This is a genomic window from Streptomyces sp. NBC_01525 (assembly GCF_045040405.1).
GTDB classification, from domain to species: Bacteria; Actinomycetota; Actinomycetes; order Streptomycetales; family Streptomycetaceae; genus Streptomyces; species Streptomyces benahoarensis.
The window spans coordinates 5,378,457-5,392,322 of the sequence record NZ_CP109397.1 but is presented as its reverse complement, the minus strand read 5'-3'; the positions used below and the strand labels follow the sequence as shown (position 1 = coordinate 5,392,322).

Sequence of the window (13,866 nt, the reverse complement as noted above, 5' to 3'; positions counted from 1 at the left end):
TGCCGTCGCGCCGTGCCGTGCCCCGTGCCGGGCGGCCACCCGCCCGGCACGGTCCCGGTCACTTGCGGGGTGCGGCCTTGTCCTTCTTCGGCTGGCTGACCGGACCGCGGCGGACGGCGCCCGGCGCGTTCCACTCGGCGCGGCGACGGGCGCGCTTCTTGGCCACCTCGGAGGAGTCCAGCTGCCAGGGCACGGAGGTGACCATGACGCCGGGCGTGAACAGCAGCCGGCCCTTGAGGCGCAGCGCGGACTGGTTGTGGAGCAGATGCTCGTACCAGTGGCCGACGACGTACTCCGGGATGTAGACGGAGACGACGTCGCGCGGCGATTCGCGGCGCAGCGACTTGACGTGGTCGACGACGGGGCGGGTGATCTCGCGGTAGGGCGAGGCGAGGACCTTGAGGGGGACCTCGATACCGCGGCGTTCCCACTCGGCGCGCAGCGCCTTCGTATCGGCCTGGTCGACGTCGACGCTGACCGCCTCCAGGGTGTCGGAGCGCATCAGCTTGGCGTAGTTCAGGGCCCGCAGGGTCGGTTTGTGGACCTTGGAGACGAGGACGAGGGAGTGCACCCGGGAGGGGCGGACGATGTCGTCGTCGGGGGTGTCCTCGGCGGCGATCTCCTCGGAGACCCGGTCGTAATGGCGGCGGATCGCGGTCATCGTGACGAAGAAGATGACCATGCCGAGGAGGGCCACCCACGCGCCGTGGGTGAACTTCGTCAGCAGTACGACGACGAGGACCAGACCGGTGAGGCTGGCGCCGAACGCGTTGATCGCCCGGGAGCGGTGCATGCGGTTGCGCGCCGCCGGGGACTTCTCAATGCGCAGATGGCGGTTCCAGTGCCGGACCATGCCGATCTGGCTGAGCGTGAAGGAGACGAAGACGCCGACGATGTAGAGCTGGATCAGCCGGGTGGAGTCCGCGCCGTAGAGGTAGACGAGGACGGCGGCGGCTCCGGCGAGCAGCACGATGCCGTTGGAGAACGCGAGGCGATCGCCGCGGGTGTGCAGCTGGCGGGGGAGGTAGCGGTCCTGGGCGAGGATCGAGCCGAGCAGCGGGAAGCCGTTGTAGGCGGTGTTCGCGGCGAGGAAGAGGACCAGCGCGGTCGCGGCGGCGAGGATCACGAAGAGGAACGAGCCTTGACCGAAGACCGCCTCGGCGACCTGCGAGATGACCGGGTTCTGGGTGTATCCGGAACCGACCGGGTGGCCGTGGTCGAGCAGGTCGGTGGCGGGCTTCTCGGCCATCTTCACGCCGGTGGTCATGGCCAGCGCGATGATGCCGCAGAACATGGTGACGGCCAGACCGCCCATGAGGGCGAGGGTGGAGGCGGCGTTCTTCGACTTGGGCTTGCGGAACGCCGGGACGCCGTTGGAGATCGCCTCGACGCCGGTGAGCGCGGCGCAGCCGGACGAGAAGGCCCGCAGCAGCAGGAAGACCAGCGCGAAACCGGCCAGCCCGCCCTGTTCGGCGTGGATGGTGTAGTCGGCGGTGGGTGCCTTCATGTCGTGGCCGAGGACCAGTCCGCGGAAGGCGCCCCAGCAGATCATGAGGAAGACACCGGCGACGAAGACATACGTCGGGATGGCGAAGAGCTTGCCCGACTCCTTGACGCCGCGCAGGTTCATCAGCGTCAGCAGGACGATGATGCCGATCGCGCAGAGCGTCTTGTGCTCCACGACGAACGGGATCGCCGAGCCGAGGTTCTCGACGCCGGAGGCGATGGAGACGGCGACGGTCAGGACGTAGTCGACCAGCAGCGCGCTGGCGACGGTCAGGCCCGCCTTGGGTCCGAGGTTGGTGGTGGCGACCTCGTAGTCGCCGCCGCCGCTCGGGTAGGCGTGCACGTTCTGCCGGTACGACGCGACGACGGTGAACATCAGCACCACGACGGCGACCGCGATCCACGGGCTGAAGTGGTAGGCCGACACGCCCGCCACGGACAGCACCAGCAGCACCTCGCCCGGGGCGTAGGCCACGGACGAGAGCGGGTCGGAGGCGAAGACGGGGAGGGCGATGCGCTTGGGGAGAAGGGTCTCCCCGAGCTTGTCGCTGCGCAGTGCGCGCCCGATCAGAATGCGTTTGGGCACGTCGGTCAGTTTGGACACGCAGAGGATGCTAAGCCTTCGCCCGGGGCCCCGCCCACCCGCCACCCGCCTCGCGGAATCGCCGGGTGTGCGGACGCGCGGCGTCGCTCCGGGGCCTTCACCGGACGCGCACACCTCCCTCACCGCGCCCGTACGGGCTCAGCCGGTGCGCCAGGTGCGCTTGATCTCGGCCCAGCGGCGGGCCTGCACAGGGGTGAGGCGGCCGCGGAGCTCGGCGAGCTTGAGGAGGTTGGCCTCGGCGCCGCCGGTGAGGGTCTGGGCCTCGGCGCGGTAGTGACCGTCGAGCAGCGCCTCGGTCTCCGTGTCGTTCATCACGGGCACCAGCCGGGCGGCGATCTTGTTGGTGTTGCGGTACGAGCCCTGGAGCAGGAACGGCGGCTCGGTGCGGGTGGAGTCGGCCTGCGCGGCGGAGTCGATGTACGCGCGGTTGACGGCGAGGACGGTCTCCTGGACACGCAGCAGGGTGCGCAGCACGGCAAGGATCTGGTCCAGCTCGGCAGGGGCGTAGGGGTGGACGAGGCGGTCGGCGTGGGCGGTGGGGTCGCGGCGGGCGAGGCGGATGAGCAGGTCGGTGTCGGCGCGGTCGCGGGTGGCGAGCGGGGCGAGGTGCGGGTTGGCGGTCAGCGCGTTCTCGATGTGGGAGAGGGCGAACAGCTCCTCCTTCCCGGCGAGGACGTCGCCGAGGTTTCGTACGTCGGCGCGGTTGGCGAGCATGTCGGGCAGCCGGAAGCGGTGGCCGGACTCGGTGTAGGGGTTACCGGCCATGGAGACGGCGAACCGCTTGCCGCGCAGGTCGTAGCTGCGGGCCCGGCCGTTCCAGACGCCTTCCATGCGGCGCTGGGCGTCGCAGAGCGGGATGAACTTCTGGAGGAGTTCGGGCGAGGTGTGCTGGATGTCGTCGAGGTGGAGGAGGACGTTGCTGCCCATCTCCAGGGCGAAGGAGATCTTTTCGACCTCGCGGCGGGCGGCGGCGTCGGGGGCGGCCGCCGGGTCGAGGGAGGTGGTGTGCTGCCCGAGCGCCGGGCCGTCGACCTTGACGAGGACCAGTCCGAGGCGGGCGGCGACGTACTCCAGCAGCGTCGTCTTGCCGTAGCCGGGCGGGGACAGCAGGAGCAGCAGGCCCTGGCTGTCGGTGCGGCGGTCGTCGCCCGCGGTGCCGAGCTGGGTGGCGAGGTTGTCGCCGATGAGCGGCAGGTAGACCTCGTCGATGAGGCGGTTGCGGACGAAGGCGGGCATGACCTGGGGGCGGTAGGAGTCCAGGCGCAGGCGGCGGCGTTCGGCGTCGAGGAGCGCGGTGCGGTGGCGGGTGAAGGCGCGGTGCGCGGGGACGCGGTGGGTGCGGAAGGTGCGGGTCCGGTCGAGGAGTTCGTCGAGGCGGAGCGGGAGGGTGCCGTCGGTGAGGGCCGGATGGCTGCCGAGCAGGCCGTCGACGGTGGCGCCGACCGGGGCGTCGACGGGGCGTCGGGGCAGGTCGGGGCCGCACAGTTCAATGGCGGCGGCCTCGGGGAGGTCCGCGCGCGGCGCGCCGCGGTCGTCGGCGTAGCCGCCGAGCCAGGCGGTGACGAGCTGATGGCGGGCGGCGAGGTCGTCGCCGAGGGCGGTGAGGTCGTCGGCGTACTCCTTGACGGCGGCGGAGCCGGGGCCGCCGAGGGCCTGGCGGAAGCCGGTGAGGAGGTCGCGGGCGGCGGCACCGGTGGTGAAGCGGGGGCTGCCGTCGGCCAGCTCCTCGAAGAGGTACGCGCCCAGGGGGGCGAGGTCGTCGAGGGTGGCGTCGGACGTGGGCACCCCGGATGCGACGGCGCCCGCCCCGGGGGCGAGCCCGCTCAGCCCGGACGTGGTCAGGAAGGCGGTGGCGGCGCCGGTCAGCTCCGCGGCGAGGTCGGCGGGGCCGGTGGTGCGGCCGAAGCGGGCGCGGGCCCGGGCCAGGGAGTGGGCGCGGGTGGCCCAGGCGGTGCGGGCCGCGGGGTCGGTGCCGTGGTGCCAGAACAGCTGGGCGGCGGCGCGGGTGGCCGGGGTGAAGCGGAGCAGTCCGGCGTCGGCCCGCAGCCGCAGCAGGGCGTCGAGGACGGCGGTGGCGTCCAGGTCATGGACGCCGCGGTCGTACCCCTCGTCGTACCGGGCCTGGGCGGCGGCGCGTACCAGGTCGGGCAGGGTGCCGTCGGCCCGCGCCGCGTACAGCCCTTCCAGGGTCAGGCCGTCGTGGCCGGTCTCGGCGTGGTCGAGGAGGAGGGCGGCGAGGTGTTCGGCGCGGTAGACGGCCGGGGACTCGGAGGCGAGCGGCTGGTCGCGGAATGCGCGGTCGGCGGCGAGGCGGGCGTCGTCGGCCGGGGCGCGGTAGTCGGTGCCGGTGACGGCGAAGGCGAGGCCGTCGCCGTGCGGGACGAGGGTGAGGTCGAGGGGCTGGGTGGTGACGGCGAAGCGGTGGCGGCCCAGCCGCAGGGTGCCCTCGGGGTCGTAGAGGTCGGTGCGGTCGCGGAGCGCGCGGACGGCCTCCTGGCGGGCGGCGGCGAGGCGGCCCTCCACCTCCCCGGCGCGTACCGGATCGGCGAGGGTACGCAGTTCGGCGGCGGTGGCGCGGACCTTCGCGACGAGCGGGTCGGCGGCGAAGTAGGCGTGGATGTCGTCGGCGGCGGCCAGCGCGCGGGCGCGGCGGGTGACGGTGGCCAGGACGCGCGCGGCGGATTCGGCGAGCCGGTCGGTGTGGCGGGCGCGGGCGTCGAGCTGGGCCTGTTTGCGGGCGGCGAACGCCTCGTGGATCTCGTCGCGCCGCTCCGCGATCCGGGCGAGGCGGGCGCCTTGCACCTCGTCGGCGCCGCCGTCGGGTCCGCCGAAGCGGGCTTCGAGATCTTCGACCTGGAGGAGCAGCGCGGCCAGCTGCGTGTCGCACTCCTCGGGGGTCGCGGCGTCGGCGAGCGCACCGGCGACGGACTGGCCGAGGAGGGCGAGCCGGGCGGCGAACTCCTCCTTGCCCTCGGCCTCGGCGAGGGCGCGGCGGCGGGCGTCGAGGGTGGCGCGGGCGCGGTTGACGGCGCCGAGGACGTCGCCGATGCGGCCGAGGACGGCGGTGCGAACGGTGGTGTCGTCGAGGTCAAGGGTGGCGACGATGTCGGTGACGGTGCGCAGGCCCTCGGCGACCTCGTCGATACGGGCGGTGAGGGCGGCGGCGTCGGCGACGGTGGCGAGGGCCGACGCCTCGTCGGTGAGCGCGGCGACGGTGCGGTGGGTGGCGGCGAAGGCGTCGTCGGCGGCGAGGAAGGCGACGGCGCGGCGGGCGGTGGCGGCGAGGTCGTCGGTAAGGGTGGCGGACAGCGTGTCCAGCGTGGCGAGGTCTACGTACCGGACCTCGCGCAGGCTCTCCAGGCGGCCCTGGGCGCGGCGCAGGGCGGTGAGGTGGCCGACCCAGGCGGCCGCATCGTCGGGCTGCTCGCCGCGGACCCGCCGGACCAGCGCGGTGGTCTCGGTGGTGGCGCGCTCCAGCTGGTCCGCGGCACTTTCGCGGAGCGCGGTGACCCGGGCGAACTCCTCGACGACCTGCGTGGCGGCCGCGCCGACGGCGGCGAGGGGTTCGGCGGGCGCCCCGAGGCCGGCGTCGGTGAGCCAGTGGTGGGTGTCGGCGGCGCGGGTGGCGGCCGCCGCGAGGGCGTCGAAGACGGCGGCGGACGGCTCCATGCCGGCGGCCATCCGGGCCACGCCGAGCAGGTCGGCGATGCCGGAGACGAGTTCGGCGTTGCCGACGCGGGCGAGCGGCCCGTCACCCTGCGGGCGGGCGGCGGCGTGCGCGTCGGAGGTGAAGGGGGTGCGCCAGATCTGCAACGGGTGGACACGGGCCGCCTCGGTGCCCGCCTCCCGCAGCACGGCGAGGGTGCCGTCGTCGAAGAGGGCGTGGCCGCGGCCGGTGAGCGGGGCGGCGGCCTCCTCGCGGATGACGTTGTACGGCAGCAGCAGGGTGTGGCCGTCGGCCGGGCGGCGGAAGACGTAGAGGACGTCCTCGCCGTTGGGCGAGCGCACCGCGCGGGCGAACTCCAGGCCGTCGGCGGCGGTCCCGAAGAGCTTGGTGGCGCCGGTGGCGAGGTGGTAGCCGCCGGGGAAGACGAGGCCCTGCCCGTCGGGGAGCGAGCGGCAGGCCCGGCCCACGGCGTCGAGGCGGCGGGCGGTGCGGGTCCGCGTGTGGTAGACGAGGCAGCGGACGGCCTCCTCGTTGTACGGGCGGATGCGCAGCAGGATCAGCGGGCCGGTGCGGGCGTGCTCCACCTCGGCGTCGGCGAGCGACTGGAGCGGTTCGTCGACGGGCTCGCGGTGGATGCCGTCGGGGGTGGTGGTGTCGTTCTCGGCCTTGAGGGTGAGGTGACCGCCGGAGACGGAGACGTACACGGCGCCGCGGACGTCGATGTGCGGGTGGCGTCCGGCGACATGGTCCTCACGGGTGGCGGCGGTGAAGGTGACGTCGTGGGCGGGCGGGTCGGCGAGGTCGCGTTCGCCCTGGTCGTCGAGGTAGGCGGGGGTACCGTCGGCGGCCAGGCGCCAGCGCAGCACCCGTAGGTCGCCGGGGCGCTCGCCGGTGCGGAAGACGGCGAGCAACAGCGCGTCGGTGCGGCGCAGTTCGCGCAGTCGGGCCTGGCGGTAGTAACGGTGCAGCTCACTGACGTCGCGGCGGAAGCGCGGATCGTCGAGGAGGCCGGGCAGCGCGCCGGGAGCGGCCGGGGCGAGGGCGTCGCCGTCGCGGCGGTACAGCGCGAAGACGTCATCGGGGCCGGGCTCGGTCACGGTGGCCGGCGGGTGGTGGCCGAAGAGCAGATGGCCGCCGACCTCGACGACATCGCCGGGCAGGCAGGGCGCGGCGCTCTCCAGCCGCCCGGTGGCCCGCAGTTCCAGGCCCGCACCGCCGAACTCCTCGGTGCGGCGGGCGTTGAGGGCACGGGCCCGCTCGGCCAGCTCTCCCGCGGCGGCCAGCAACCGGTCGCGCAGTACCTCGTACGTGCCGTCGCCGGGCGAGGCGTCCGGCGTGCGGTCCGCCGGGGTGTCCGGTGCCTGCTGCGCGCTGTCGGTGTTCACGTTCTGGCTCTCCCGGTTCTCTCCCGGTGGCCTGGCACCGCTGCCGGGCCACCGGGCTGCTGACGTCGTACGGGGCGGACGGGGCGGACGGGGCGGGCGCCCGGCGGGCCGCGGCGCGCGCCCCGTCCGCCTGCCCCGTGCGGGCTACGCGACCGGTGCCGCGGAGCCGTTGACGGCGGCGGGGCCGTCCGGGGCCGCGGCCGGTGCGGCGGCGAGACCACCGAGGTCGCCAAGGCACAGACCGTCCAGGCCCTGGGCGCGGACCGCGTCCAGCAGGCCCTGGAGCGGACCGGCCTGCGGACCACCGCCGGCGATGAGGCGGCCGAGCGCCGCGGCGAGGGTGAGGTCGCGCAGCCCGGAGGCGCCGAGTCCGCCGAGCATCGCGCCGAGGTCCCCGGTGAACGTCGAGTGCTCCTTGTCGAGCCACGGCGCCGCGACGGTGCGGACCGTCTCGGAGCGGTCGACGAAGGCGTCGAGGCCCTTGGCGGTGCCGATGGAGCCGACGACCTTGTCGAAGAAGGCGCTTTCGCCGCCGACGATGTCGATCCGGGCGTTCTCCAGGCCGGTGGCGAGCACCGTCGCCTGCGCCTCGGCGACCTGCCGCCGCATGTCGAGGTCGGCCAGGCGGATGTCCTTCTCGGCGGCGAGCCGCAGCCGGTACTCCTCGTGCTCGCGGCTCGCGGCGTCCAGCGCGGCCATCGCCGCGGCCTTCTCGGTGAGCCCGGCGGCCTCCGCCTTCAGCTTCTCGCCGATGGCGACCGCGTCGGCGTGCGCCTGCGCGGTGGTGCCCTCCGCCTCGGCCAGCGCCTTGGCGCGGGCGCCGTCCGCCTCGGCCCGCAGCAGCGCCGCGGCGGCCGCGGCCTCGGCGCGTCCGGACCGTTCGATGACCTCGGCGTTGCGCTCACGCACCTGGACCTCGGCGAGGCCGGCGGCCGCCGCCTCGGCCTGCGTGCCCTCGGCGAGCCGGATCTTGGCCTGGGCATCCAGTTCGGCGGTCTTGTGCCGGGTCTCGGCGAGGGTGATCTCCTCGGCGGCGCGGTGGGTGGCGGCCGTCTCCGCCGCCTCGGCCGCCTTGATGTCCTTGACCAGCCGCTCCTGCGCCTCGGCCTCCGCCCGGATGATCAACGACTGCCGCTCGCGCTCCGCCTCCTCGACGGTGCGCAGCTTCTTGATCTCCTCCTCCTGCGCGGCGACGGTCTTCTCGACGGCGATGCGCTCCCGGATGACGTCGGCGATCTCCCGCTTCTCCGCCTCGATCTCCTTGTCGGCGGCGATCCGGGTCAGCTGCGTCTCCCGCTCCCGGGCGATGACCTCCAGCAGGCGGTCCTTCTCGATGCGTTCGTTCTCGATGGCGACGATCCGCTCGCGGTTCTTGACCGCCACCACGATCTCCCGCTCGCGGTTCTCGTTCTGGATGCCGAGCGCCTCCTCCGTCTTGAGGTGCGCGGACTGTGCCCGCAGCCGCTCCTCGGCCTGCACCCGCGCCGTCTCGGCCTCCTCGCGCGCCCGGACGATCTCGATCTCCCGCTGCTGCTTGATCTCCGCGTCGACCTGGCGCCGCTGGAGTTCGAGGACGGCCTCGCGGGCGTCGACGTTCTGCCGGGTGATCTCCTTCTCCTCGTGGCGCTGGAACTCGTTGGTGCGGACGTGCTCGATCGCGGTGAGTTCGGTGATCTTACGGATGCCCTGCGCGTCGAGGATGTTGGCGGAGTCCAGCTGCGACAGCGGCGTCTGCTCCAGGTAGTCGATGGCCGCGTCCTCCAGGCTGTACCCGTTGAGGTCGGTGCCGATGACCGCGATGATCCGGTCCCGGAACTCGTCCCGCATCGTGTACAGGTCCTGGAAGTCCAGCTGCTTGCCGACGGTCTTGAGCGCCTCGGAGAACTTCGCGGCGAACAGCGCCTGGAGGGTGCTGTCGTGGCTGGCGCGTTCGGTGCCGATGGCCTGGGCGACCTTGACGACGTCCTCCTTCGTCTTGTTGACGCGGACGAAGAAGGCGATCCGGATGTCGGCGCGGATGTTGTCCTTGCAGATCAGGCCCTCGTGTCCGGTGCGGCCGATCTCGATGGTCTTCACCGAGATGTCCATCACCTCGGCCTTGTGCAGCACGGGCAGCACCACCGCGCCGGTGAACGTCACCTCCACCTTGCGGTACTTGGAGACGATCAGCGCCTGACCCTGGTGGACCTTGCGGTAGAGGCGGGTGACGGCGAAGACCGCGACCAGCACGATGAGGACGGCTACGGCGACTGCTACGCCGATTCCTATGGTGAGGGCATTCATCGATACATCCCTGTGTCGATTCGGGAGGGTGACGACGCGTGGGGCCCGGCGCGCGGCATGCGGCGGCGCGCCCAAGGGCGGGCGGGGAGCGGTACGGCCGGACGGCCGCGGCTCAGGCGACGGGTTTGTGCGGGTCCAGCGCGCCGTCGAAGGGCGCGACCCGGAAGAACTCGCCGTCGGCGTCGTAGGCGTAGATGAGGGCGCTGCTGCCCGCGACGAGTCCGCTCTCGTCGGTGCGGACCTGGACGACGGCGGTGGAGCCGTCGTCGGCGCGGACCTCCGCCTGACCGAAGTCGGCGGCGACGCGGCCGGTGCGTACGGTGCAGACGCGGCCGATGAAGTCGTCGCGGGAGGCGACCCGTTCGGGCGGCAGCAGGCGGCGGGCGAGGCGCCCGGCGAGGCGGACCCCGGCCCAGGACACCGCGACGGCGGCGAGCAGGGTGACGGTGCGCACGGGCCCCTCGGGCGTCAGCGCCGCACCGGCCAGGCACACCAGCCAGGCGAGGAGCAGTCCGAGCGACAGCGATACCGTCACCGGCAGTCCGGCGCCGGCCGCATTGTCGGTGCCGGCGTGGCCACCCTCACCCCCGTCGAGGATGTGCACGCCGACGCCGCCGAGCAGGACCAGCAGCCAGTACCCGGCGACGACGATCAGGGCGAAACTGAAGAGCGCCGCCGGAAAGGCCAGCGCGGCTCTCAGAAAATCGGCCATGATCGTGCCCCCGTTGTGCTGCCGATGGCGGTACCGCTGTCGATGTCCGCATCGTGGCAGCAGAACGAGTTCGGGCACATTGCCGGTTTCCGGCAATCTTTATGCGTTCTTGATGGCCTGTTATCGCCATGCGGCGTGCCGGGCGCGCGGGGCGGCCCGGCGCATCGTCACAGCGGGGTCCCCGGCCAGCCCAGCGCGCGGGCGCCCAGCGCCGCGGTCTCCAGCGTGAAGCGCTGCAGCCCGTCGGCGGGGTCGTAGCCGGTGAGGAACTTGATGCGCTCCAGGCGGTACGAGAGGGTGCGCACGCTCACCGACAGACGGCGGGCCGCCTCGGCGTTGACGTACCCGGCCGCGGCGCACGCCGACAACGTCTCCAGGAGCGGTTCGGCGCCACCGCGCGCCTCGGTCAGCGGGCCCAGGACGCTGCGGACGAGGTCGGCCATGGCGGCCCGGTCGCGCAGCAGCACCGGGAAGACCAGCAGGTCCGCGGCGCGCAACACGGGGGCGCCCAGCTCCAGTTGCTCGCCCAGCTCCAGGGTGCCGAGCGCCTCCTCGTAGGAGCGGACCACTCCCCCGGCGCCGCTGTGCGGGCGGCCGATCGCGACCCGCCGGGCGCCCTCGCGTCCGGCGACCTCGCTGCGGGCGGTGGCCGCGAAGGCTTCCAGGAGGGCCGGTTCGGCGCTGGCGGCGATGCAGATCAGCCGCCCGCCCTTGGTGGTGATCAACGCGTCCCGGTCACCGAACCGGCCGATCAGTTCGCGCTCCACTCGTCCGGCGACGGGGTGGACGTCGTCGTACGGGCCGGTCCCCTCGGCGACCGCGACGGCGTGCGCGCGGGCCAGCCGCAACCCGAACCGCTCCGCGCGTTCGGCCAGCCGCCCCAGATCGCTGCGTCCGTAGAGCAGATCGTCGATGAACTCCCGGCGGACCGCCTCCTCCTCCCGCACCGCCAGCCGCGTCGCCCGCTCATGGCCCTCGCCGAGCGCGGAGACGGCCGCCTCCACGGCGCCGAGCAACGCGTCACCGGTGCGGGCCCGTTCGGCGACCCCTGCCGCGCGGGCGACGCCGGGAAGGGTGCCCCAGAGCCTGCGGGTCTCACCGAGGTAGAGGCCGACCAGCTCCCGCAGGCCGTACCCCGCCTCGGCGGCCCGCTCCCCCAGATCGCGCAGGGCCTCCCGCTCGGGGCGGCCGAGTGCCCGGCCGGTGGCCGAGACCTCGCCGAGCAGGGCGGCGTAGCCGTCGAGGAACGCGTCGGGTATCGCGGCGGGCGTGCGGCGGCTCACCGGGCGCCGCCGCACCGTGCGCCGGTGACGCCGCCGCCCCGTCCGTACCGGCCCGCGGGCCGCTCTCCCCCGTACCGCTCCACCACGTCGCGCACTCCCCACACCTTTCTTGCCGGATCCCGGACACCAGGATGCCCTCAATCCTGCCGGATCCCGGAAGCGGCCGGGCGCCGGCCCAGCAGATCGCCGAGCCCTTCGCGGGTGGCGGCGAGGAGCACCCGGTCCTGCGGACGCAGGACGTAGGTGTCGCCGAGTTCATGGACGAGGCGGGCGGGTTCGCGCTCCGCGCCGTCCGGTTCGGCGGGCGCGGCGTCCGGCCCGGCGTCGTCGGGCGCCGAGGTGTCCACCGCCAGCACCCGCAGCCGGCCGGGGCGCAACACCTCGGCGACGGTGCGGCCGGACAGCTCCGGATGGCCGCGTGCCTCGACGCGGGCCAGCAGCAGCACACGGCGCTCGACGGGGATGGCGCCGATGATCTGACGGCCCATGAGCGCACCGGCGAAGGCGGGCGCCGCGAGGAAGGTGACACTGCGGCTGCGGGTCAGGGCCCGCGGATGCGCGGCGCGCAGGGTGCGGTAGACGGCGGTGGCGAACCGGTCGTCGAACAGCCGCAGCGTCACCCGCAGCCGCGGGGTGAGCGAACGGGCGTAGAGCGCCGCCTCCAGATTGGTGGAGTCCACGCTGGTCAGGGCGAGCAGCGTACGGGCCCGTTCGATCTTGGCGGCCTCCAGGACGCCCTCGTCGGTGACGTCGCCCAGCACGACCGGCACCCGCAGGCGGCGGGCGAGCGGGATGCCCCGCGCCTCCGGGTCGGCCTCGACGCACACCACCGGGATACCCAGTTCGTGCAGCCGGGCCAGGACCCGGGTGCCGACCTTGCCCAGGCCCAGCAGCACGACATGGCCCGACAGGCCGCGCGGCGGGCGGCGCAGCGCGGCGGCGCTGCGGAACGTGCCGAGCGCCTCCAGCACCGCGGCGATCAGCACCGGCAGCAGCAGCAAGCCGGTCAGCCCGGACAGCAGTTGGAGGACCTTGCGGGCGAGCGGTTCGTCGACGGCCGGGTCGTTGATGGCGAACAGGTCCAGGAGCGAGAGATGGACGGCGCGCAGCGGGGGTTCGCCGGTGGTGAGGGTGGAGGCGACGGCCAGCGCCAGCACCGCGCCGACGATCCCGGCGATCGACCAACGCAGCCGGGGCGAGAACAGCGAGCCGAGCGGGGCGCCGCGGCCGCGCAGCGCACGGGGCCGCAACTGGCGGCCCCCGTAGGTGACGGTCTCCAGGACGACGCGGCTGCCGCCCGCCTCCCCCGCCGCGGCGACGGCCTCCGCACCGGGCAGCATCACCGGCCCGTCGTCGTCGCCGCGGGACGCGCCCCGGTGGCGGCCCGCGTGGTGGCCGTCGTCCGGGTCGTCGGACGGCGACAGCAGCGCGAGGGTGCACAGCTGGGTGCCCTCGCCCCGGCCGGCCGCGTCCGGGCCGCGTTCCACGGCGCGCAGCAGCAGGCCGTCCGCCTCGATGACCTTGCTGGTACCGGCGACGGCGGTGGCCGCGAGGGCGGGCGCGACGGTGTCGGCGTCGGAGAGCACCGTGGTCGACGTGTCGATCCACTCGGCGTCCGCCGGGTCGGTGTCCGTGGCGACCGCCGCGGCCTGGTCGAGCAGCGCCTCCACATGCTGGCCGAGCTTGCGGTTGTAGAGCCGGATGACCAGCCGCAGCCGGGGGTTGAGGCGGCGGGCGCGCAGCGCGGCGTGGATGTTGGTCTCGTCGTCGTCATAGACGAGCGCCAGCGCCTCCGCCCCGGGCACCCCCGCCTCGATCAGCGTCGCGTCGTCCGCCTCGGCCGACTCCAGGATCCGTACGGTCTCCTCGGGCGGCACGCCGTCGTCCGCGCCCGGCGCGTCGGACGGCAGCAGGGAGGTGCGGGCCATCGCCGCGGTGACCCGGCCGAGCAGCGCGGAGGCCCGGCCCAGCCCGCGCAGCGACGGCGGGATACGGGGCCGGTGCGGCTCGCGGGCGGACGGCAGGACGAGGGTGACGCGTTCGCGGTAGACATCGCGGAGTTCGGCGGCGATGCGGTGGGCGAGGGCGTCGTCGCCGCAGACCACCATGGCGGGCGAGGACGGGGACGGCGGGGACGACGGTGCGGACGGGCTCTGGTGAGGCAGATGGGGCACCCGCGTAGCGTGCCTCATGATCACCGAACGGCGCATCCGGTCGCGCGGGCTCCGGATCGGCCGTGGTGCGTGGGTGTACGGGCGGGTGTGGGCCGCGTGGGGCGGGCGCCAGGCCGCATACGGGGCAGACACCGGGCCGCACGGGGCGAGCCGCACGGGGCGGCGCACCGGGCCGCAGGGGGCGGGCACCGGTTCGTACGGGGCGGGCACTCCGGGCCGCAGGGGGCGGGGCGCCAGGCCGTGAGGTGCCTC

6 protein-coding genes are annotated in these 13,866 nt (G+C 74.3%); all 6 read right to left on the bottom strand.

All coding sequences use genetic code 11. The features are described 5' to 3' along the window. Positions 1 to 58: 58 nt before the first annotated feature. The 6 genes from OG422_RS24060 to OG422_RS24035 all read right to left on the bottom strand — a co-directional run bounded on the left by OG422_RS24060 (position 59) and on the right by OG422_RS24035 (position 13,548). Positions 59 to 2,110: an APC family permease gene (locus OG422_RS24060; protein ID WP_405745423.1), complete on the bottom strand. Its 2,052-nt coding sequence runs from the start codon at positions 2,108 to 2,110 to the stop codon at positions 59 to 61. A 138-nt stretch (positions 2,111 to 2,248) separates the two neighbouring features. Beyond that, a complete protein-coding gene (locus tag OG422_RS24055; RefSeq protein ID WP_405745421.1) occupies positions 2,249 to 7,162 on the bottom strand; it encodes a DNA repair ATPase in 4,914 nt (1,637 codons plus the stop codon). 144 nt (positions 7,163 to 7,306) lie between these two features. After that, positions 7,307 to 9,445 carry a flotillin family protein gene (locus OG422_RS24050; protein ID WP_405745418.1) on the bottom strand — a complete coding sequence of 713 codons (2,139 nt, stop codon included), beginning with the start codon at positions 9,443 to 9,445 and terminating at the stop codon, positions 7,307 to 7,309. A gap of 112 nt (positions 9,446 to 9,557) precedes the next feature. Further along, complete coding sequence (locus OG422_RS24045) at positions 9,558 to 10,157, bottom strand: hypothetical protein (protein WP_405745415.1); 600 nt, start codon at positions 10,155 to 10,157, stop codon at positions 9,558 to 9,560. Between the two features lie 167 nt (positions 10,158 to 10,324). Beyond that, the gene (locus OG422_RS24040; protein ID WP_405745412.1) at positions 10,325 to 11,440 is read right to left on the bottom strand and encodes a PucR family transcriptional regulator; all 1,116 of its coding nucleotides are present in this window, start codon (positions 11,438 to 11,440) and stop codon (positions 10,325 to 10,327) included. 137 nt (positions 11,441 to 11,577) lie between these two features. Continuing rightward, positions 11,578 to 13,548: an NAD-binding protein gene (locus OG422_RS24035; protein ID WP_405747967.1), complete on the bottom strand. Its 1,971-nt coding sequence runs from the start codon at positions 13,546 to 13,548 to the stop codon at positions 11,578 to 11,580. Positions 13,549 to 13,866: the final 318 nt, after the last annotated feature.